Annotated in this window: 18 protein-coding genes; 10 read left to right on the forward strand and 8 right to left on the reverse strand. The window is 67.5% G+C overall.

Annotation, left to right across the window (positions count from 1 at the left end):
* The first annotated feature begins 59 nt into the window (after positions 1-59).
* Positions 60-2,648 (forward strand): LuxR C-terminal-related transcriptional regulator, encoded by a 2,589-nt coding sequence (locus J2S53_RS17285; protein ID WP_456241835.1) that lies wholly within the window; start codon positions 60-62, stop codon positions 2,646-2,648.
* Positions 2,649-3,212: 564 nt separating this feature from the next.
* Here the strand turns inward: J2S53_RS17285 and J2S53_RS17290 are convergent.
* On the reverse strand, positions 3,213-4,295 hold the full coding sequence (locus J2S53_RS17290; RefSeq protein ID WP_456241836.1) for an alpha/beta hydrolase: 1,083 nt from the start codon (positions 4,293-4,295) through the stop codon (positions 3,213-3,215).
* Positions 4,296-4,551: 256 nt separating this feature from the next.
* Between J2S53_RS17290 and J2S53_RS17295 the strand changes: the two genes are divergently transcribed.
* The 3 genes from J2S53_RS17295 (at position 4,552) to J2S53_RS17305 (ending at position 5,975) form a co-directional block, all read left to right on the forward strand.
* Positions 4,552-5,106: an NADPH-dependent FMN reductase gene (locus J2S53_RS17295; protein ID WP_092980368.1), complete on the forward strand. Its 555-nt coding sequence runs from the start codon at positions 4,552-4,554 to the stop codon at positions 5,104-5,106.
* Positions 5,107-5,255: 149 nt separating this feature from the next.
* Positions 5,256-5,741 (forward strand): Dps family protein, encoded by a 486-nt coding sequence (locus J2S53_RS17300; protein WP_456241837.1) that lies wholly within the window; start codon positions 5,256-5,258, stop codon positions 5,739-5,741.
* A gap of 36 nt (positions 5,742-5,777) precedes the next feature.
* Positions 5,778-5,975 (forward strand): DUF1059 domain-containing protein, encoded by a 198-nt coding sequence (locus tag J2S53_RS17305; RefSeq protein ID WP_092980363.1) that lies wholly within the window; start codon positions 5,778-5,780, stop codon positions 5,973-5,975.
* 189 nt (positions 5,976-6,164) lie between these two features.
* On the opposite strand, the gene J2S53_RS17310 is transcribed toward J2S53_RS17305, so the two are convergent.
* The 7 genes from J2S53_RS17310 to J2S53_RS17340 all read right to left on the reverse strand — a co-directional run bounded on the left by J2S53_RS17310 (position 6,165) and on the right by J2S53_RS17340 (position 13,395).
* Positions 6,165-6,821: a hypothetical protein gene (locus J2S53_RS17310; protein WP_456241838.1), complete on the reverse strand. Its 657-nt coding sequence runs from the start codon at positions 6,819-6,821 to the stop codon at positions 6,165-6,167.
* Positions 6,797-8,536: an ATP-binding cassette domain-containing protein gene (locus J2S53_RS17315; protein ID WP_456242821.1), complete on the reverse strand. Its 1,740-nt coding sequence runs from the start codon at positions 8,534-8,536 to the stop codon at positions 6,797-6,799. Before J2S53_RS17315 ends, J2S53_RS17310 begins: the two co-directional genes overlap by 25 nt.
* A 222-nt stretch (positions 8,537-8,758) precedes the next feature.
* Positions 8,759-9,820, reverse strand: a complete 1,062-nt coding sequence (locus J2S53_RS17320; RefSeq protein ID WP_456241839.1) for an NADH:flavin oxidoreductase/NADH oxidase — start codon at positions 9,818-9,820, stop codon at positions 8,759-8,761.
* Positions 9,821-9,938: 118 nt separating this feature from the next.
* Positions 9,939-10,865: a nucleoside hydrolase gene (locus J2S53_RS17325; RefSeq protein WP_456241840.1), complete on the reverse strand. Its 927-nt coding sequence runs from the start codon at positions 10,863-10,865 to the stop codon at positions 9,939-9,941.
* 43 nt (positions 10,866-10,908) lie between these two features.
* The gene (locus J2S53_RS17330) at positions 10,909-11,667 is read right to left on the reverse strand and encodes an oxidoreductase (protein ID WP_456241841.1); all 759 of its coding nucleotides are present in this window, start codon (positions 11,665-11,667) and stop codon (positions 10,909-10,911) included.
* 118 nt (positions 11,668-11,785) lie between these two features.
* On the reverse strand, positions 11,786-12,550 hold the full coding sequence (locus J2S53_RS17335; RefSeq protein WP_456241842.1) for an AfsR/SARP family transcriptional regulator: 765 nt from the start codon (positions 12,548-12,550) through the stop codon (positions 11,786-11,788).
* Positions 12,551-12,834: 284 nt separating this feature from the next.
* Complete coding sequence (locus J2S53_RS17340) at positions 12,835-13,395, reverse strand: DUF1697 domain-containing protein (protein ID WP_456241843.1); 561 nt, start codon at positions 13,393-13,395, stop codon at positions 12,835-12,837.
* A gap of 433 nt (positions 13,396-13,828) precedes the next feature.
* On the opposite strand from J2S53_RS17340, the gene J2S53_RS17345 reads away from it, so the two are divergent.
* From J2S53_RS17345 to J2S53_RS17370, 6 genes are read left to right on the forward strand one after another with little or no spacing between them, the layout of a single operon-like run.
* Positions 13,829-14,752, forward strand: a complete 924-nt coding sequence (locus tag J2S53_RS17345) for a DUF6039 family protein (RefSeq protein ID WP_456241844.1) — start codon at positions 13,829-13,831, stop codon at positions 14,750-14,752.
* Positions 14,753-14,786: 34 nt separating this feature from the next.
* Positions 14,787-16,019 (forward strand): hydroxymethylglutaryl-CoA synthase family protein, encoded by a 1,233-nt coding sequence (locus J2S53_RS17350; protein ID WP_456241845.1) that lies wholly within the window; start codon positions 14,787-14,789, stop codon positions 16,017-16,019.
* A 5-nt stretch (positions 16,020-16,024) separates the two neighbouring features.
* Positions 16,025-16,834 (forward strand): enoyl-CoA hydratase-related protein, encoded by an 810-nt coding sequence (locus tag J2S53_RS17355; RefSeq protein ID WP_456241846.1) that lies wholly within the window; start codon positions 16,025-16,027, stop codon positions 16,832-16,834.
* Between the two features lie 46 nt (positions 16,835-16,880).
* Positions 16,881-19,220, forward strand: coding sequence for a PfaD family polyunsaturated fatty acid/polyketide biosynthesis protein (locus J2S53_RS17360; protein WP_456241847.1), 2,340 nt, complete (start codon positions 16,881-16,883; stop codon positions 19,218-19,220).
* A 43-nt stretch (positions 19,221-19,263) separates the two neighbouring features.
* Positions 19,264-20,250, forward strand: a complete 987-nt coding sequence (locus J2S53_RS17365) for a DUF6039 family protein (RefSeq protein ID WP_456241848.1) — start codon at positions 19,264-19,266, stop codon at positions 20,248-20,250.
* Positions 20,251-20,302: 52 nt separating this feature from the next.
* A complete protein-coding gene (locus J2S53_RS17370; protein ID WP_456241849.1) occupies positions 20,303-22,117 on the forward strand; it encodes an amino acid adenylation domain-containing protein in 1,815 nt (604 codons plus the stop codon).
* The last annotated feature ends 3 nt before the right edge of the window (positions 22,118-22,120 follow it).

The following is a 22,120-nucleotide window of genomic DNA, read 5'->3' on the forward strand; positions in this document are numbered from 1 at the left end:
TCCAGAGCGAAGCCGTTCCGCCGCGCCCACCGAACACCGCTCACCGATTGGGACCGCTCGTGAATCACCCCAGCGCCACACGGCCCGCGCCGGACGCGGGTTCAGCAGCCCGGCTGTGGGAGGTCGCACAACACCGCGAGGCCACGCGCCTGCGGAAGGAAATAGCCGCCAACCCGAACAAACCCCTCACCGCGGTGGTGCGTGGTCCCGGCGGGTACGGCAAGACGAGTCTGCTGAACCTGCTCGCCCGCACCTACCGCGAAATGGGCGCCACGGTGCGTGAATCGGCCGACTTCGACCCGGCGGAGATCCGCTCCGGCGCTGCCGCGCTGCTGCTCGACGACGCCCACCTGCTGCACCCCGCCACACTGTGCGAGGTGGAGGCCCTGGCCGCCGCCGGCCCGGTACGCGTGATCCTGGCCTGCCGTCCCTGGCCGTTCCCGGAGGAACTGGCGCGGCTCTGCGCACGCTTCGCCACGGGCAGGTCGGTCGTGGACCTGCCCGAGCTCGGCGTCACCGAGATCGCCGAAGTGCTCCGCGCGGTCCCCGGGGCGCCGGGCGACGCCGAGGCGGCGCAGCGGCTGCGGAAGTTCACCGGCGGAGTTCCCGCCCTCGTGGGACGCGCGTTCGAAACGCTGGAGCCACGTGAGCTCGCCGCCGGTGGGGCGGAGCGCCTGCCGCGGTCCGCACTGGACAGGTTCGACCACGAACTGTCCGCACTGGACCGAACCGCGCGCGGTTGCCTCACCGCGCTCGCAGTCGGCGCCGAACCACATCCCGCGCTGCTGGCCACTGTGCTCGACGAGGAATCCCCCGAGATCACCACCGCCGTGGCGGCACTGCGCTCCGCCGGTCTGCTGGACGACACCGACACGCCCCCGCCCATGGTCGCCCGTGCCGTGCTGGAACTGACGGACTGGCAAGAACGACTGGCGGTGCTGCGCGTGCTGCTGCGCGTCCGGCTGGACCGCGGTGGCCCCGTGCTGCCGTTGCTGCGGCCGCTGCTGGGATCCGAGTCCGTCCTGCCGTGCGACGAAACGCTGGCAGCCGCCTTCGACACCGCGGGCGGCCAGGCACTGAGCCAGTCCTCGGAAGTGGGCGAGTCCCCGGAAGTGGCGGTTCGGATGTTCGACGCGGCCGTGACCACCGGTCTGCCCGCGTCCTCGGTCACCGCCCGCAAGGCGTGGGCGGTCGCGCTGACCGGACGATTCGACGAGGCGCTGCGCCTTGCCGACCGGGTGATAGCCGACGAGACCGCTTCCGAACGTGCCACCGCCATCCAGGTGGCGGCGGCGGTGCTGACACACCGCGGGCTGCCCGAACGAGCCGCGGAGCTGTGCCGCTGGTCCGCCCGCCACGTCCGCTGGCCGGGGGACAGTTCCTGCGCCGTGCTCGGACTCATCTGCACCGGCAGGCTCGGCGAGGCCGTCGAACTGCTGCGTACCGAAGCCGAAGAAGCGCCCACCTCGGTGTCCGGGGCGAGCACCCAGCTCGCCTCCGGTCTGCACGAATCGGTCGGCGGTACGGCTTCGGAGGCGCTGAACACACTGGTCCGAGCCGCCTCGCTGGCCGAGCCCGTCGGTGGGGCGCTGCTCACCCCGGACACCCCGGCAGCCGTCGCGGCCACGGTCGCGCTGCACTGCGGGGAGCACGACGTCGCCGATTCGGTGCTGCGACGGGCCGTCACGGCCGACAGCGGCGGTCCGCTGTTTCGCACCAGGCACCGGTTGCTCGCCACCTGGTTACCGCTGTTGCGGGGTGACACCACGGTGGCCAAGCGGGAGCTCGGCGCACTGCTGTCCAGCACCGGTGAGCTCGCCCCGCGTGATCGACTGCACGCGGTGGCGATCGAGGCGGGTATCGCGAGCCGCGACAACGACATGGCGGCGCTGGGGCAGGCACGCACCAGGGCACGTCGGGCGATGGCCGAACACCCGGTGGACCTGTTCGCGTTGCTTCCGCTGGGCGAACTCGCCGTGGCCACCGCGAGGCTGCGGGACGACGAGTGGCTGCTGCCGCAGCTGCGGCAGGCACACGAACTGCTGGCGGCGCTCGGCGACCCCCCGCTGTGGGCGGCTCCGCTGCGCTGGCGCGAGATGCAGGCCGCCATCGTGGTCGAGGAGTACGACCGGGCGGCCGAGCACGCCGCCGTGCTCGAACGGACGGCGCGGCACAACCAGCTCGCCGCCGCGCTGGCAGCGGCGGGGGCGGTGTGGCTGCGCGTGCTCGAAAACGAGGTGGACCCGGCAGCGGTGGAAAGCGCGGCACGGACGCTGCACGCGGTCGGACTCGCCTGGGACGGTGCCGGACTGGCCGGACAGGCGGCGATCCACACCACCGACCGGAACGCGATGCCCGCCCTGCTGGAATGTGCGCGTGGACTGAGCGGGAAGGGGAACCGTTCGCAGCGGCAGTCGAGCGGAACCGGTGGGGACATCGGCGCGGCGGGCGGTGAGGCGCAGCTGCTGAGCGACAGGGAACGGGAGGTGGCCGAGCTGGTGCTCGGCGGGATGACCTACAAGCAGGTCGGCCAGCGGCTGTTCATCTCGGCCAAGACGGTCGAGCACCACATCGGCCGGATCAAGCAGCGGCTGGACTGCGCCGACAGGCAGCAACTCCTGGAGAAACTCCGCTCCTTGTTGAGGTGATTGGTCTCCCGGGTGGCGTAGTCGGACGCTTGGCGGAACCTCCGGCACGGCTCTCGCTGCGGGGAGGCCCGACATCGGGTAGCCACCTTCATGAGGGGGCGGTGCCGGTTGCGTAGCTGGTTGCGTAGCTGGTTGCGTAGCCGTCACGTGAGTCGGCGCCTTGGGAGCGTTGGGCCGGCTCTTGGGTAGCGACCTACGCGGCGAGCGGCCCGGCCTCGCAATGCATCCGACTCACGCACCGGGACTCGTGCGCTGCTTACCCGGATAGTCGCTTCCCGACGAGGGTTCCGGAGCGGCACGATTTCGCGAGAAATTGAGGCCCACGAGCAGCGGTGTGTCCCCGACTCCGTCAATTTCTCGCGAAATCGCGGAACCACCGGTGCCGACGAATGGCCGCACTCCCACCACCCTCGCAGTCGGCACCGCCGCGGGTTCTCCCGTGCGGCTCTCGCGAGGACGGCCCCGACGTTGTGTAGGTCGCTACCCGAGGTCGGGGCACCCGCAGCGAGAGCCGTACGAGAGGTTCCGCCGAGCGACCAGCTACGCACGCCGCGCCCGGGAGCTCTAACCTCCGGAGTGGAGGGAAAGTCCGGCCCGCAGTTCTCCCACGATCTCGAACATCGCCTCCCGCAGCCTGGCACTGGCTCCGAACAGGTTCGCGAAACCGTGGATGAGGTCGGGGAACCTGCGGGAGATGACCGGTACACCGGCCTCGGACAGCCGCCTCCCGTACTCCTCGCCCTCGTCCCGCAGCGGATCGAAGCCCGCCGTGATCAGCACCGTGGGCGCCAGCCCGGTGAGGTCCTCGTTGCGCAGTACCGAGAGCCGCTGGTCACTCCGTGCGGAGACCTCGGGCTGGTACATGTCCATGAACCAGTCCATGTCCCCGTCGGTGAGCAGGAAGCCGTTCCCGAACAGCTCGCGGGAGCGGCGCCGGGTGCCCGCGTCCGTGGCCGGATACAGCAGCAGCTGCAGCACGGGGCTCTTGAGCCCGTTCGCGGTGGCGTGCTGCGAGACCACGGCCGCCAGGTTGCCTCCCGCGCTGTCTCCGCCCACCGCGATCGAGTCGGCGCTGGAACCGAGGTCCTCGGCGTTCTCCAGCACGTACTGGTACGCGTCGACCGCGTCCTCGGCCGCCGCGGGGAAGGGGTGTTCGGGCGCCAGCCGATAGTCCACCGAGAGCACCCTGATGTCGGCGTGTTTGGCGAGGAACCGGCACAGCTCGTCGTGGGTGTCGAGATCACCCACGACCCAACCGCCGCCGTGGTAGAAGACGAGCAACGTGCTCGGCTCGGTGCGGCCTTCCGGGCGGTACAGCCTGGCGGGCAGCTCGCCCGAGCCCGCGGACACGGTGCGTTTGCTGACCTGGACCCCGGAAACTCCCGCACCGCGGACGACCTCGATGCCCTGCGCCATGCTCGCGCGGGCCTTCTCCGGGGTGTCGGCGGCCATGCGTTCCTGACCTGCCAGTGCCTGCAACCGCAGCAGTGCTTGTACTTCCAGGGCCAGCTCCTGGCCGTCGACCCGCGTGGGCGGCCCGGCGACGCGCCGCAGCAGCGGGCGCGGGAGCCGGAGCAGGCTCAGCAGTACGGCTGACTGGGCACGTTGTTGTACCGAGGCGGGGATGGCATCGAGAACCTTGGACACGGCTGGACCTTTCCACGGGACCGTTACTGTGTGATGTGCACTACGCGGAGGCTACCGATGGGTAGTGCGTGGTGCGAGACACGCGGTGGACAATTGACCTCGACCGCGCTTCAACTTTTACCGTTGCGGGGCTGGTCGCTCCCGGGAGGGCGGCCGATCGTGTAAGGGTGCTTGCCGATGTGGTGACATCAGGTAATCGATCGCGTGGTTCACGGGGCGGGCTGTGCACCCGTGTGGGTGAGGAAGGATTGTGTCGATGGCTGTGACCGTAGTGGGGATCGGTGGTTCGGTCCGAGCCGACTCGCAATCCGAACGGGCCCTGCAGGCCGTGTTGGCGGGCGCCAGGGACAGCGGCGCCAAGGTGCAGGCCATAACCGGTGAAGAGCTGATCATGCCGTTCTTCGACACGTCGGTGTCCGAGCGGACCGCCAACGCCCGGGCGCTGGTGCGTGCCCTTCGCGATGCCGACGGGGTGGTGCTCGCCTCGCCCGGTTACCACGGCACCGTTTCCGGACTGGTGAAGAACGCCCTCGACTACGCGGAGGACCTGCGCGAGGACGAGCGTCCGTATCTGCAGGGACGTGCCGTCGGCTGCGTCGGTATCGCGTACGGCTGGCAGGCGACCGTGACCACGTTGCAGGCGTTACGTTCGGTGGCCCACGCGCTGCGGGGATGGCCGACCCCGTTGGGGGCTGCCGTGAACTCGGCCGAGACCGGGCTCGGGCCCGGCGGCGAGTGCGCCGATGCCAAGGTCGCCTCGACACTGCACACCATCGGGGAGCAGGTGGCGGAGTTCGCCCTCGGAAGCTGACGCCGCTCTTCCCGTCACACTGTTCCGCCCCGTTCGTCGATCCCGCCGAAAAGCTCCACGAGCCGTTTCGGAACGGGAACCTCCGGGTACGCCTCGTGCAGTCCCCCGTATCCGATGTCACACCGGGGATTGCGAGGAGGTACGACGAAATGGCCGAAAAGGGTCCGATCACCAGTCCGTTGGCCGAAGCCGAGCGCGACATCACCGCCAAGTCTCTCCAGGCCACCCTGGTTGACCTCGTCGACCTGCATCTGGTTGCCAAACAGGCGCATTGGAACGTGGTGGGCAGCGATTTCCGCAGTGTTCACCTGCAGCTGGACGAGCTGGTCAGCAACGCCAGGGAGTTCGCCGACAGCGTCGCCGAACGTGCGGCGACGATCGGTGTTTCCCCCGACGCGCGGGCGGGCACTGTGGCCGAGAGCTCGGGCGTGCCGGAGTTCGACTCGGGGTGGCGCCAGGACCACGACGTGATCGCGGCGATCGTCGAGGCCCTCGGAAAGTTGATCAGGCGGTTGCGCGCGCGGATCGACGAGACCGACAAGACCGACCTGGTGACCCAGGATCTGCTGATCTCGATCGCCGCCAAGTTGGAGGAGGCCCACTGGATGTGGCAGGCCAAGCTCTCGGGTAGTTGATTTTTCCGTCACACATCGTGCGTGGAGGCGAGAACGGTGCGAAAGATCGCCGATTGCAGGGAAACCCCCAGCGTCGTGAACTGCACGCTGACGATCACCGGTGAGGAGAACGAGGTGGTGCGGGCCGCGGCCGAGCACGCGGTCTCGGTGCACGGCCACGAGGACACCGAGGATCTTCGCGAGATGATTCGCGGTTCGCTCAAGGACGAACGGAGCTCCACCGCTACCGGCTGACGTCCGGAGCGGCGCCGAGCCCGCGAACACCCCTGGGGAGGGGCCGGAATCCCGTACGGATCCGGTAGGGGACGGGCGGTGGCGTCGCCGTGCGGAGCTTCCGCGCCCGCGACGCCACCGCCCGGTTCTCGATTTCGAGAGCGGAGGAAACGGTCCGGTGCCTTCCCGTTGGCTGTTCCTGATGCCCGCTCACGTTCCGCTGTTGCGTTCGAGCCGGTATGCCCAGGAGCTGAGTCCTCGAGTTACGAAGTGCACAGCCAACGCGGTGGGCACCAGACACAGGGCGGGAACCCACTTTCCGTGCTGCGCCGGGTACATCGTCAGGGGAAGATATGGTTCGACGTTGGTGAGCAGATTGTCGGTGAGCGCCAGGGCGAAGTATCCGGCGATACTCACAGCCCCGCCGAGCGGGGGGCCCAGCAACGCCGACAGCAGCAGCGTGAACCCGCCCATCGTGAGCGTGTTCGGCAGTATCCACCAGAGGTCGACTCCGGCGGGCATCGTGTGCTTTCCGACGAGTGCGGGTAGCACCGGCAGCGCGATGGCCGTCGCGGCCAGCACGACAGCGAGCAGTCTGACCCTGATTCCACCCAGCCGCTCCCACTCCCAACAGCGTGGCCGCAGTATCGCGCTCGCCAGTACGCCTGTGACCACGGCGATCAGTTCAGGAGTGGGGATCTTGTGCGGGCGGGCGAACGGATTCACACCGAGATCGACGTTGATGGCAGTGCGGTAGAACGCATACGACACGCCTGTTACGGCGACGACGAGCAGCAGGAGCATAGGTACCCGTCGCGCGAGCAGGACAAGCCGTAATGTCGTCATGGTCTGCTGTCCAGCGCGCATTCGGTGATTCGCCGTTCGTGAGCGGCGAGCCAGGTTCGGACCTCCTGCTTCGAGGCAGTGCCGAAAGCCGGAATGTCGGAGATCCTCGGGCGCAAGCCGCTGGTCTGTTCGGCACGGCCCGCCAGCCAGTAGGACAGCTCAGTGGCGATGTCCGCCGGGTGTCGGGATTCGAGCACGGTACGAGCCATGTCGGGTTGGGCACGCTCGGGGAACCGAACCGCGCAGGCGGGAGAACCGGCCAGCCCGTAAGCGATCTGCCGTTGCAGGCTCCTCTTAGAGCCGGCCATATCAGTGCGGACTCGGATTCCGACACCGACGATGCCGTCGGGTCTCGAGTCAGCCCGGGATCCGCCCAGCAGCGCACTGTCCCAGACTTGTTCACCGTGCGTGGGCACGTTGCCGTAGGCCTGATAGACCGGTTCAGCGGCAGCGATCAATTTGCCGAGCTCCGGCTGGTGGGCCTGATGTACGCAGTAGCGGACCCCCGCCTCGGTCCGGCAGGTTCGTGGTGGTTCGGAAGCCGCTTCGGCGAGTCGGGGATCAGTGCCGAGCGGCGCCAGCAACATCCCGAGCACCAGCACGATTAGTCCCCCGGTGCTCCAGGACGGGATCTTCCATCGGCGTGAGCGTGCCAGTGCGCGGGAGGCCATGAGGCTTGTCGCGGTCGTGACCAGCAACAGGAACGCCAGGCGGTAGCCGACAACGGACAGATTGGCGGTCTGTCCCACCCCGGCGCCGTCGTACGTGACCGGGACGATCGCGCGGAAATTGCCCGAGCTGGCCATGTTGAGCTGGATCGCCAGAAAACCGAGCACCAATATCAACGGGCTGACCCACGCTGTGGTCGTCAGCACACCGGCGAAGTACCCGACCGCGGTGGCGGTGAACACGCTCAACAGGCCGGTGAGTACTGGGAGCGGGCCAGGACCTCCCGCATGAGCTGTCAGAGTCGTCAGCACCACCAGCGGGACCATGCCCAATACGTAGCTGCCGGTGAAAACACCACCGAGCAAACCGAGCTGGCGGATCGCGATCGGTGCGCCGCTGCGGAGCGAGCTGGCCAGATTGGTGAGCCGGTCCGGACCGGTCAGACGTCCCGCGGCGAGAACGGCGACGGTCCCGCACAGTTGCGCGATGTCCTCGAGCAGATGGCTGGACAGCAGGACGGTTCGTTGCTCGCCGAGCTCGCCGAGCAGCTCCCGCAGCCGTAGTCGCTGCCCCGGATCCAGGCCCACTGTGGGTTCGTCCAGCACGAGGACAGATGGATCGTGCACCAAAGCGGCCGCGAGACCGAGACGTTGCCGTTGGCCACCGGAGAGCTTTCGCACCCGTAGGCGTGCGTATTCGGACAGCGATACCGATTCCAGAGCGCGTTCCGCGGCGGGTAGACATTCCGCGTCGGGCAGACCGTTGATCCATCCCGCGTAGGCGACCGTGTCACGGGTCCGCATCTCGGAGGCGAGCGAGAACCGCTGTGGGACGTAACCGAGCAGTTTTCGTGCTGCCGTGCGGCCCTGCGAGGTGCCCAAGTCGTTCCCGCTCAGCAGTATTCGTCCCTCGGAGGGAAGGGAAACAGTGGTGAGCAGCGAGAGCAGAGTCGTCTTGCCGGCGCCGTTCGGCCCCAGTAGGCCGTTGACTCCCTTCCCGAAGGTCCACGAGACGTCGTGCAACGCGGTGTGCCGTCCGTACCGGAAGGTCACCCGGTCCAGCTCCACGTCCAAGCGGTACAGCCCCTTTGAATCTGTTGATCACCCCGGCGGTCCGAGTGTGTCACGAGGGAAGCGAGGACCTCCGCGAGATGATTCGCGGTTCGCTCAAGGACGAACGGAGCTCCACCGCTACCGGCTGATGTTCGGAGCGGCGCCTCGTACATTTCACGCGAAATGTACGAGGCGCCGCTCCGAGATCGTGCCGGTGTCCGGCAGGTGGGGTGGCGGTCAGCGCGCCGCCCGCTCGTACTGCTTCGGCCAGGGGGAGTCGGCGCGCAGCCGGTCGGCCGCGTGCAGCGGCCAGTGCGGGTCGCGCAGCAGCTCGCGAGCCAGCAGCACCGCGTCGGCCGACCCCGAGGCCACGATCTCCTCGGCCTGCTCCGGGGAAGTGATCATTCCCACGGCCCCGGTGGAGATCTCCGCCTCCTGCCGTATCCGGCGCGCGTACGGCACCTGGAAGCCGGGCCCGACCGGGATGGACACCCCGGGTTCGATTCCGCCCGAGGACGCGTCGATCAGGTCCACGCCGCGCTGGGCCAGCAGCTCGGCCAGCCGCACCGAGTCGTCGCCGGTCCAGCCGCCCTCGACCCAGTCGGTCGCCGAGAGCCGCACGAACAGTGGCTTGCCCGTGGGCCACACCGCGCGTACCGCCTCGGCGATCTCCAGCGCCAGTCGCGTCCTGCCCTCGAAGTCGCCGCCGTACTCGTCGGTGCGGTCGTTGGCCAGCGGGGAGCAGAACTGGTGCACCAGGTAGCCGTGCGCGAAGTGCAGCTCGACCACGTCGAAGCCCGCCTCGTCGGCCCGCCGGGCCGCGGCGGCGAAGTCGGCGGGCAACGCCGCGACCTCCTCGGTGCGCAGCGCGCGCGGCGCGGCCAGCTCCCCGAACGCCCGGCCGGTGGAGCTCACCGTCGGCCAGCCACCCTCGGTTTCGGGGACGGCGTCGTCGCCGTTCCAGGGAGCGTTCGCCGAGGCCTTGCGACCGGCGTGGGCCAGCTGCACGCCCGGCGTGGCGCCCTGCGCACGCAGGAAGTCGGTGATCCTGCGCCACGCGGCGACCTGTTCGTCGTTGTACAGCCCGGTGTCGGCGGGGCTGATCCTGCCCTCCGGGACCACGGCCGTGGCCTCGCTCAGCACCAGCCCGGCCCCTCCGGTGGCGAACTGCCCCAGATGGACCAGGTGCCAGTCGTCCGGGACACCTTCGGTGGCCGAGTACTGGCACATGGGGGCGACCCAGGCGCGGTTCCTGATTTCGATGTCGCGGAACTTGATCGGTTCGAACAGCATGCTCACGACTGTTGGGACACCACGGCGGAACGGAGTATTCCGCTACGTCGCCCGTGTCGCCCTCGTCACTCCGGAACCCCGCCGGAGCCAGGCCCTTCCCGGGTCACGTTCGGCCCTTCCGGGCTCACGGCATCGAGCTCGCCACGCGTCCGAACGCCTCGGTGAGCAGGTCCCAGAAGGCACGCTGCTCGAGCGCGGTGGCCACCAGCGCGTTGTGGTCGGCTTCCGGGGCGAAGTCGGTGACCGTCATCCCCGAGGTGAACCGACCGGAGGTCTCCACGTCCACCCGGGCCCGCACCGTGGTGAACAGTTCCGGCGCGATCACGTGCGCCACCGCGCACGCGTCGTGGATGGCCGGCCCCTCGTCCCGGTACTGCCGATTGCTGCCGTAGAAGTCCAGGCAGGGGGAGAGCAGTTCCTCCTGCAACTTCCCCAGCCCGACGAAGCGTTGCCTGACCTCGGAGGTCGCCCTCGCCTGGTGCGTCAGGTCGAGCCCGAACATCACCGGCTCCCACGGCGCGTCGAAGACCACGCTCGCCGCCTCCGGGTCGGCCCCGATGTTGAACTCGGCGGCCGGGGTGAGGTTGCCACGCGTGTAGGAACCACCCATGACGACGAACTCGCGCACCCACTCGGCCAGCCGGGGTTCCTTGCGCAGCGCCAGCGCGACGTTGGTCAGCGGCCCCACGGCCACCAGGCTGATCTCGCCGGGGGACGCCGCGACCGTGTCGATGATGAAGTCCACCGCGTGCCGCGTGTCAGGCTCGGACTTCGCCGTGGGCAGCACCACGTCGCCCAGGCCGGTGGCGCCGTGCACGGTGGAGGCGGTGTCCGGTGCGCGCAGCAGCGGTCGGTCGGCGCCGCGAGCCACCGGCACGTCCATGCCGTAGAACTCGGTCAGGCTCAGCGCGTTCGGCGTGGTGTGCTCCAGCCCCACGTTGCCCGCCACCGTGGTTATCCCGACGACCTCCAGCTCGGGCGAACCGTGCGCCAGGGCTATCGCCAGCGCGTCGTCGATGCCGGGATCGCAGTCCAGCAGGATCCGTTTCAACCTCTCAACCCTTCGTCTCCTGGTACGACTTCGCCACCCCGGCTCACCCGACGGAGTCGGCGATCGACTTCGCCTCCTTGGAGCCGGTCTCCAACGAGCGGCAGCAGTACACGATCCAGGCGGCCACGCCATCGCTCTCGCCCGAGGCGAATCCGGCCGCGGCCGAAGCGTACTCCTGCTGCCTGCGAAAATGGGACACTTCCGGAACGACGAGTCCCTTGGGGTCCAGGCCGCTGCCGATCACGGTCAGGCGTGCCGCCGCTCGCGCGATCACCCCGTCGACCTCTCCGAAGGGGGCCAGCGCCAGCAGTTCCCCGTGCACCACGGCGGCCTGCACCGGGCCGGGGACCGTGCCCTGCGCCTGCCCGCCGAGCTCGGTGACCATCCTGGCCAGCAGGTCCAGCCGTGTCGAGACCTCCGGGTCGGCGCGCGGACGGCCGAGACGTTCCTGCTCGTCCGCCCCCACGAGATCGGCCGCGGCCAGCACGTGCAGTCGGGCCAGGGCCTGCAGCGGGGCGCGTTGCCAGGTCGGCAACAGCGGGCCCAGCGCTTCGGCGGCCCGCAGCGAGCCCGCCAGCAGCGGATCGGTGACCTCGCCGCCCTCGGGGATCTCGGTGGCCCCACCGGCCACCGCGGCGGAGGCACGTGCCGCACGCACCGAAGCCTCCGCCGCCGTGGTCGCCCAGCCCCTACGGTTCGTCGGGTGTTCGTGGACCTCGTCGATCGCGGCCCTCGCCGCGTCGACCGCCTCCGGCACACCCGGGAGTCCCACCAGCGGGCGTAGCGATTCCTGCGCGTTCACGGGTCCAGACGCTACCCGTCCGCTCGGGTGACGCCGTACCCCTCCGTCCGCCGCGGAGCCCGGGCCGGTGGTTTCACCGGGAGCGGATCACCAGGGGTGAGCACGCGGGGCATCGTTCCTATGCCTTCGCCAGCGCGTCGGACAGGCACTCCCTGCTGTCCAACACCGGATCCGCCAGCAGTACCGCCTGCTGCAGGCGTTGCAGTCGATGTGAGGGTTCCATCCCCAGTTCGTTCACCAGTGAGTCACGTAACTGGATGAACACGCGCAGTGCTTCCCCTGCCCGGCCGGAGCGGTGCAGCGCCACCATGTGCAGCGCGTGCAGGTTCTCGTTCAACGGGTGGTGCGCGGTGAGGCTGGTCAACTGGCCGAGAATCTGATGGTGTCTTCCCAGCCTGAGGTCCGCTTCCAACCGCTGTTCGAGTGCGGTGAGTCGGTTCTCCTCAAGACGTCGTGCCTCGGCCCCCAGGATGCAACCGGTCGGAATGTCTGCCAGCGCGGGGCCTGTCCACTGTCCCAGTGCTTCTTCCAGCAGCCGGGAGGCGTTTTCGTCGTCCCCTGACTCCGCGGCGAGGCGTCCGGCCCTGACCTTGTGCTCGAATCCGTGCGCGTCGAGCTCGTCCTGCTCCAGGTTCAGCCGGTAACCGCGGTAGAATGTCACCAGAACGTCCTTGGGGCGTGTCACGCCGTCGGTGGACAGCGCCGCGTCGAGCTTTCTCCGGAGTCGCAGGATGTAGGTTTGCAGCGTGTTGTGTGCGCTCCGTGGTGGGTTTGTTCCCCAGAGCTCCTGGATGAGGTCCGGTATGGAAACCCCTTCACCACCAGCGAGGGCGAGCAGTGCGAGTATTTGTTTCGGTTTGTTGGCCGACGGTAAAACGCACATTTCTTTTACTCTTGCGTTGAAGGGGCCGAGTACCCTTATTTCCATCAGTTTGGCCTCCTTCAGGAGCCTGACACTCCGATCGGTTCGTTTCCGCGCAATCTCGTCGCGCTTTATTTTGCGCAGTATGTCACATTGCGGTGTTGGTGTAAACGGGTGCAAACAGTGAATCGGGTGCGGTGTTTCTTGATCTCTTCACGGGTTTTTCACGGATCGGACCCCAGGGTGGGTGGGCTGGTGGGTTTTCGATTTCAGTGAGAGGGATGTCGGCGATTCTTCCTGTATCATTACTCGGTCATCTCGGCAAGTTTGATCACCGTGTTCCAGTTCCTCGTGGTGCCGATTACGTTTTTCATGACGGTGGAGCTCGACATCGTTTCGGCCAGCTTGGACCTTCCCATACCGTTCGGGAGATGCAGATAGATCACGTGGTCCCCCAGGCGGAACTCCTCCGGGTGGAAGTCCGTGGGATCGATCCTCCCGACCCGCTCTTCCGGGAGCGTTTCGGACAGGAAGGTCGCGTGGACGAGCTTGCCCTGCTTCGCGGCTTCCGGGAACGGATTGTCCTCGATGACTCTGCGTAGGTATGCGTTGTCCCGTACCAGGCAGGAGACCTTTCGTTCGAAGCGCTGTTCGATGGCTTTCTCCAGTTGCTCGGCAAGGGCCGGACCGTCGTCCGAAGCGCTGCGGAACACGAGGTTTCCGCTGTTCACGTGGGTTCGTATGTCCGAAAGCCCCAGCTCTCCGGCGAGCTCGCGCAGCTCCTGCATCCCGACTTTGGTGTTCCCACCGACGTTGATGCCTCGTAGCAGGGCCGCGTAGCCGATACTGGTTCCGGTGATGCTCATAGCCCGCACTATAGTCCCGTTGGCCATCTTTGGAAGTGCTTTCGGTTGTGTCTTCCGCGACCTCGGTGAAGTGGGAACCGAGTGCCGTGGTCGGGATTTCCTGGTCAGGTGGTTTTCCGGGAGTCCGGTCACCGGTCACGCGTTGGCCTCCCTTTCTCGGATGATGCTCCGAAAGAAGTAACCCGAAAGTCCGAAAAGAGCAGTCCGCTCGTTCGTCGGCATCCGCCGCCGATCCTCGTGTGGCGGCCGGCCGCCTCTTCCCGCTTTCTTTTGGCGCGATTACCGGGAGTGATCCTCGGGTGAGACGTCCGGGTGAGTCCGAGCGGATCCGCCGCTTCCGGATGCTCAATACTGAGCAGACGATCCCTCGCCGATCACCATAGCGTCACTCTTTGGAAGTACTCGGGCGTTTCCGATCGGCTGGAGAGGTGCGATGAGTTCGAAGTCGGCGACATCATCAGAGGACACCGCTTTCACGGCGGCGAATTCAGGGCGTTCCGCGCGGCTCCAGTCCACGGTTCCGCTGGATCACCTGGTTCACTCTGCGGACTGTGGAATTCTCGTGGAACGAACCGGGCAACTGCGTTACGAGTTCTCCAGGGAGGGGCGAGACTTCTCCGTGGATCTGCTGGGATATCTCAATAATTCCCAGGCGGGGAAGATATCCACATTCCTCTACGAGGAGGCGTTCGGCGTTCGCGATCGGCTGCACTGGTTCATTCACATGAGATCTCCGCACGACTACCAGGAGTTGCTGGAGATGGTGGATCACGACAGCGATTTCCAGGAGATATCCGACTCCGATCGGCTGCCCGAGGAAAAGGGTGGTGGGAACTGGGAGCGCATGTTCGTTCCGCAGACACTGCGGGAGCGCATCATATGCCCGCAACACGGCATGGGCGAACCCGAGGAGGGCGATGCTCCTCCGGAGCGGTACTTCGTCGACCCGGCTCGTTGTCAGACCGGGCAGCCGACCTCCGAACAGCTGAACACGGCCACCGCGGGCGCCATCGTGATGCGGGACGTGGATGTCAGGTACGAGCTCCGCAAGGAGGCCAGGAACTTCGCTTTCGAATGGCAGGAGAGCATCAACGAACGGCTCGCGGGTTATGCCACCGTGCTGCTGTACGAGGAGACTTTCGGGCGGCAGGACCGCATCACCTGGTTGATTCATCTGCGTGAGCTAGACGACTATTCCAGGATAACCGAGCTCACCCGCAACGACCCCGCTTTCGCCAAACTCTTCTCCGAACAGCGTGTTCCGAACCGCAAGGGCGGCGGCAACTGGGGGTCCCTGTTCGTGGACGGCAGCATGTCGGACACCGTGCTCGTTCCGTACCTGCATTCCGACAGCTGAGACGGCGGAGTACATCGCGGGAGTGGGGGAGAGCATGGGAATCGGTGTCGAGGCGATCAACGCCTATGTCGGAAGGGCGTCGATCGACGTACGCACGTTGTTCCGCATACGCGATCTGGACACGCGACGTTTCGAGAATCTGCAGATGCACGCGAAATCGGTGAATCTGCCGTGCGAGGATCCGGTGTCCAACGCGGTCAACGCCGCCCGCCCACTCCTCGACGAACTCACCGAGCCGCAACGGGAATCGATTCGTGCCGTGATCATAGGAACCGAGTCGGGACTGGACTTCGGCAAGCCGATCAGCACCTACGTGCAGCAGTACCTGCCGGTTCCGCGCTCGTGCCGGTCTTTCGAGATCAAGCACGCCTGTTACGGCGGCACGGCTGCGCTGCGGACGGCGATAGGTCTGTTGACCGCCGACCCGGTGGGGGGAGGGCGTGCCTTGGTGATCGCCTCGGACGCCGCTTCCGCCGTCGCGCGTGACACCTACTGGGAACCCTCGCAGGGTGCCGGTGCGGTCGCGATGTTGGTCGGCGAGGATGCCAGGGTGATGCTTCCCGACGCCGGTGCGTTCGGGCTGTGCAGCTACGAGGTCATGGACACCCTGCGTCCCCGGCCGGATCTCGAATCGGGTGATTCCGATCTGTCGCTGCTTTCCTACCTGCGTTGTCTGGAGGAGTGCTGGAGCGGTTATCGCTCCCGGGTCCCGGAGGCCGACATCCGGGGGACTTTCGATCAGCTGGTGCTGCACACACCGTTCGCTGGAATGGTCAAGGGCGCCCACCGCACCCTGCTGCGCAAGGTGGGCGGTGCTTCCGGCGACGAGATCGAGGAGGACTTCCACCTCCGTGTGGAACACGGCCTGATCCACTGCAGGAACGTCGGCAACGTCTACGGAGCCGCCCTCTACCTGGCGTTGTGCTCGCTACTGGAATACACGGCGGATGACGCTCCCAGGCGCGTCGGGATGTTCAGCTACGGGTCGGGATGCGCCTCCGAGTTCTACAGCGCGGTGCTGCCCGCGGGTGCCGGTGAGCGGGTGCGGCGTCGCGGTATCGGCGAAGCCGTGACGAACAGACGTCCGCTCGAAGTGCCCGAGTACGAGCGGATCAGTGATCTCGCGAGCAATCGGATGTGCGGCGTTCGCGACCACGACGGGGACACGAGCGCCTACGAAACGCTCTACCGGGATTGTTTCGAGGGGAGAGGTTTGCTGGTGCTGGACGGTATCGAGGAATTTCACCGCTCCTACAGGTGGAGCTGAGCGTGATGACATCCACGACTCCTCCTCCCGATGGTGCGGACGCCCGTGCCCCAGCCGTGCGGCTCGAACGCGTCCCGGGGGCGGTGCGTGCCGTACTGGCACGCCCCGAGAGGCAGAACGGGATCAGTGCCGAACTGTTGCGTGGTCTTCACCGCGCCCTGGACGAGACCGAGAGCGACCCCGAGCGCCCGGCGCTGCTCGTGGAGGGAAGCGACGGGGTGTTCTGCACCGGTATGGACTTTGCCGATGCGGGGGACGGTTCCCGGGACACCGGTGAGACGGGCGGCGCCGAGTTCTGGCGGCTGCTGGAGCGCTTCACCACGACTCCCGCCGTCGTGGTGTCCCTGGTGGACGGGAAGGCGATAGGCGGTGGAGTGGGGATCGTCGCGGCCAGCGATTTCGTCTGGGCGACTCCCCGGAGCTCCTTCGGCTTACCGGAAGCGCTGTGGGGGCTGCTCCCGTGCTGTGTGTTGCCGTTCCTGATCCGGCGGGTGGGGTTCCAACCCGCTTATGCCATGACGCTGAGCACGCTTCCGGTCTCCGCCGACGAGGCAGTGCGATCGCGTCTCGTGGACGAGGTCGCCGAGTACCCGGAGGCAGCGCTGCGCAGGCTGCTGTTGCGACTGAGGCGGATCGACACGGACACCGTGGAATCGCTCAAGCGGTACGTCCGTCCGATGAGTCCGATCGGAACCGAGCGGGGAAGCGCCGCCGTTGCCGAGTTCGTCCGGTTGTTCACCTCGACCGCGGTGGCGGAGCGCATCGAGGAGTACAACAGGACCGGCCGGTTTCCCTGGGAGCGTTCCGAAACGTGAAAGCGCGCGCATCCTGCCGTCCGTGGTGTACGCGAGGAGGGAAACAGTGCCCACGACATCCGCTGCCGCATGGGTTTTTCCCGGTCAGGGAGCCCAGCACCTCGGCATGGCCGCCGATCTCCCGGAACGCTTCCCGACGGAGTGGGCCGAGGCCGAGCGTGTTCTCGACCTCCCGCTCCGGGAGCTCTGTACGGAGGGACCGGCGGAGCGGTTACGCCGTACCGAGAACGCACAGCCCGCCATCTACCTGGTGGAGTGCCTGACTTTTCTGGCGAACCGCTCCGTCGAACCGCCTCCCGAAATGGTCGCGGGGCACAGCGTGGGCGAGTTCGCCGCGCTGTTCGCCGCGGGATGCATGGATCTCGCGACCGGACTGCGGCTGGTACGCCGTCGCGGTGAGCTGATGTCCCGCGCCGGGGGCGGCGGGATGCTCGCCGTGCTGCGGATCCGGGTGGACGAACTGCGCGAGCTGCTCGCGGGGCTGGGGCTCACGGACGAGCTCGACATCGCCAATCACAACGGTGTCGACCAGATCGTGCTGTCCGGACCGGAAACGGCGTTGGACAGCGTGGCCGAGGCCGTGCGTGCGGACGGACGTGGCCGATCGAGCAGGCTCAACGTCAGCGCGCCCTTTCACTCGCGTTGGATGGCCGAAGCGGCACGGGACTTCCGTGAGTACTTGGGCGGCTTCTCCTTCCAAGACCCCGGGATCTCCGTGGTCGCGGGGTCCGAGGCGAGGATCTACGAGTCCGCGGCGGACGTCGCCGACGTGCTTTCCAGGCAGATCACGGACCCGGTGCGGTGGCTCGACGTCATGGAGCTGTTCGTCGAACGCGGTGTGGATCGACTGGTCGAACTCGGGCCCGGGAGAGTGCTGAGCGGACTGTGGCGTTCCCATGAGCCCGGATCGGCGGCGGGCAGGCCCGACTCCGCCCCCTCGGCCCGAACGGTGCGACCGGGACGCGCGTCGGCCGCGGGCACTTCCGAGGGCGCTGCGGAGCCCGGAACCACAGTTACCGCGAGCGGACGACTCCGGCCCGAGGAACTGGGGAGCCCGGAGTTCCGGCGTGCGCACGGTGTTCGTTACGCCTACGTGGCCGGATCCATGTATCGCGGCATCGCTTCGGCGGAACTGGTCTCCCGCATGTCCCGAGCCGGGCTGCTGTCCTACCTGGGAACCGGTGGGTGTGATCTCGCCGAGGTGGAGAAGGCGCTGGCGGAGTTGTGCGAGGACCCGGTAGCGGATCGTCCCTTCGGGGTCAATCTGCTGGCCTCGCCGCAGTCCCCCGATCGGGAGCGGGAGTTGGTCGAGCTGTGCCTCCGCCACGGCGTGACGCGGATCGAGGCGGCTGCCTTCACCGGTGTCACTCCCGCCGTGGTGCGCTTCCGGTACTCGGGGGCTCATCGGACGGACGACGGTACGCCCGTGGCGGTACGGCACGTCATGGCGAAGGTGTCGCGCCCGGAGGTGGCCGAGGAATTCCTGGCGCCCGCCCCTCCCGAGATCGTGAAGTCGTTGGTCGAACGTGGCGAGCTCTCCGCGGCGGAAGCGGCGGTCGCTCGCGTGCTCCCGCTGGCCGACGATCTGTGCGTGGAGGCCGATTCCGCGGGACACACCGACGGCAGGGCTGCTTCCGCACTGTTCCCCACCATGGCGCGGTTGCGTGACTCGGCCGCCGAGCGGTACGGGGCCGGGGCACGGTTGGGGGCGGCGGGAGGTCTGGGGACTCCCGAGGCGCTGGCCGCGGCGTTCGTGATGGGGGCCGATTTCGTCCTGACCGGATCGGTCAACCAGTGTACGCCGGAGGCGGGTACCTCCGAGGAGGTCAAGGACATGCTCGCCTCGCTGGACGTGCAGGATACCACCTACGCGCCTGCCGGTGACATGTTCGAACTCGGCGCGCGGGTTCAGGTGGCCCAGCGCGGAACGTTGTTCGGGCCTCGTGCCGATCGGCTCTACCGGCTCTATCGGCAGCACGGTTCGTTGGAGGAGCTCGACCGGCGAACCGCGGAGACGATTCAGCGGAACTGGTTCAAGCTCTCCTTCGAGGAGGTCTGGGACCAGACCCGCGATTACCTCGCCGCGGTGCGCCCCCACGAACTCGAATCCGCCGAGCGCGACCCGCACCACCGTATGGCGCGCGTTTTCCGCTGGTGGTTCGCGCGTACTAATCGCCTCGCCATAACCGGGGAGTCCGCCGAGCGCGTGAACTTCCAAATCCACTGTGGGCAGGCCATGGGCGCGTTCAACAGGTTCGCGGCCGACGCGGGCATGGCGGACAGACGACAGCGCCACGTCGACGAAGTCGCCGAGTTGTTGATGACCTCCGCGGCCGAGCTGCTCGATCGTCGGATCACCGTGTTGCGCCCGGCCGCGTCCGGTTGAGTTCTCTCCGGCCGTTCGGTCGGAAACCAGAAAGGAGTCCCGCATGACTTCGAACACCGCATCGTCCTCCGAGTTCACGATTCCGGTGGCGAAATACCAGACCTCGCTCGACGAGGCGGACATTCTGCACTCCGCGAACTGCGGCGTGATCGTGGAACGCGTCGGTCTGCTCAAGGCGGAGTACCGTTCCGAGGGGCGGGTCTTCGCACGTGAGCTCGCCGAGTACATCAACGTCAACTACGCGGGAACCGCCTCGGTCTTCGTCTACGAGGAGACCTTCGGAACCAAGGACGTCGTCCACTGGTTGATCCACGTCAAGTCGCTCGCCGAGTACGAGTACCTCGTCGGGATGGGCAGTGCGGACGAGGGATTCCGCGAAATCTTCACCCGGGAACGCATCCCCTCCGAGAAGGGCGGAGGTACCTGGGACCGCATGTTCGTGGAGGGCACTCTCCGCGAGACCGTGCTGCTGCCCCAGTTCACCGGCATGTACGGGACCGAGGTCGACGGGGATGTCGCGGCCAAGCCCGAGGCGGTCGAGCCGGGTTCCCCCGCGATCGTTCCACCCGCCGCGCAACAGGTGCCCACCCAGGACGAGAACACCCTGCTGCACAGCGCCAACTGCGGAGTGCTCATCCACCGGGTCGGCCAGCTCACCTACGAGTTCCGTTCCGAAGCGCGCCAGTTCGCCAGGGAAGTCGCACGAACCATCAACACCAACCAGGCCGGCCGGGTGACGGTGCTGCTGTACGAGGAGGCGTTCGGCCGTTCCGACCGGCTGCACTGGCTCATCCACATGAAGTCGTTGTCCTCCTACTACTCGCTGATCGACATGCGGGCGTGGATGTCCGAGGAAGTGCGTGAGGTCTACACCCGCGAACGAATCGAACAGGACCGGGGAGGCGGTAACTGGAACCGCATGTTCCTCGACGCGAGCCTGGAGGATCTGGCTCTGACACCGCAGCACTGGGGCATGTACACGACCACGGCTCCGCAGCGGCTGACCAACGGAGCCGGAGCGCATCGGTGATACGACGTTCGCCCGACACAGCAGGGTGCCCGAGTTACGAGGGGGAATACAGGTGGTGGGAACCGGATCTTCCGATTATCACGAGGCCGAGTTGACGCACGAGGCCTTCGAAGCGGTGGTGCGGCGGCAACCGGATCGCCTCGCCGTGACCGAGCCCGGTTCGGGGTCGCTGACCTATGCCGAACTGGACGCCAGGGCACGGCGACTCGCCGGTCGGCTGGTCGCCGATGGCATCGAGGCGGGCGAGCTGGTCGGGCTCTGCCTGCCGCGCGGTATCGACCTGGTCGTGGGAGTCGTGGCCGTTCTCAAGGCGGGGGGCGCTTATGTGCCGCTCGACCCGGAGCTCCCGGCCGCGCGTACGGAACTCCTGTTGACCGACACCCAGGTGCGAACCGTCGTCACCGACGACGCCGGGGCCGAACTGCTGGCGGACCAACGGGTGTCGACGGTGCCGGTCGATCCCCCCGAACCAACCGGGGCGACCGACCCGCCGCGGCCCCGGGAGGACGACCCCGCTTACGTGATTCACACCTCGGGATCGACGGGAACTCCCAAGGGGGTGGTGGTCGAACACCGCAACGTGCTGCGGCTGTTCGAGACCACCGATCGGCTCCTCGATCTCGGTCCGGACGACGTCTGGACGATGTTCCACTCGGTCAGCTTCGACTTCTCCGTATGGGAGATCTGGGGTGCGCTGCTGCACGGCGCGCGCCTGGTCGTGGTTCCGAGGGACGTGACTCGCGTGCCGGAGCGCGTGCTCGCGTTGCTGCGGGAAGAGCGAGTGACCGTGCTCAGCCAGACGCCTTCCGCATTCCGTGCCCTCACGGCCGCGGCGGAGCGAGGTGGCGGGGACGACGAACTCGAACTCCGCTACGTCGTCTTCGGCGGGGAACGTCTCGACCTCTCCGCGTTGCGCGGATGGCTCGAACGGCACGGCGACACCGAGCCGGAACTGATCAACATGTACGGGATAACGGAGACGACGGTTCACGTGACGTACCGCCGGATCCGTGTGGCGGATCTTCGTACGCCGGATCGGAGTCCGATCGGGGTGCCGTTGCCCGATCTGCGGGTCCGACTGGTCGACGGGGAAGGCCGGGAGGTTCCCACGGGCACGGCTGGTGAGATCCAAGTCAACGGCCCCGGAGTGGCACGGGGGTATCTCCGACGTCCGGAGCTCACCGCGGAGCGTTTCGTCACCGACGCGGAGGGCCGCTGGTACGCGTCGGGTGACAGGGCAGTACGTCGCCCGGACGGGGATCTGATCTATCTGGGGCGTGTCGACGACCAGATCAAGGTGCGGGGGTACCGCATCGAACCGGGCGAGGTGGAGCACTGCCTGGAGGAGCAGGACGGGGTCGCCGCGGTGGTGGTGGCACCGCGCGATTACGACGGGGACCGGCGTCTCGTGGCCTACGTGCTGCCTTCGGAGCACACGGCGGCGGAGCCGCTGTTCCGGAGGCTCTCCGGAGCCGCCCGCGAGCGGTTGCCGACGCACATGCGTCCCGCCGTGTACCGCGTGATCACCGAGTTGCCGCTGACCGAACAGGGCAAGACGGATCGCGACGCGCTCGACTCCTTCGTCTCCCACGAGTCCGCCTCCGAGGCCCCGGATGAGGCCCCGGACGAGGGTGCGGACGAGTCCACCACCGAAACGACCGAACAGTTGGTGAGCCGCATCGTCGGCAAGGTGCTGGAGCGCCCGGACGTCGACAGTGACGACGATCTTTTCGCCGCGGGTGCCACCTCGCTCTCGTTGATGCGAATCATCGCGGAGCTCCGGCGTGAATCGGGAGCTCGGGTGGATATCGACGCCATCGGTGAACACGCCTCCATAAGACGGCTCGCGTTCGCGTTGTCCGCATGATGA

It is taken from the genome of Actinopolyspora lacussalsi, from assembly GCA_030803735.1.
Lineage (GTDB): Bacteria > Actinomycetota > Actinomycetes > Mycobacteriales > Pseudonocardiaceae > Actinopolyspora > Actinopolyspora lacussalsi.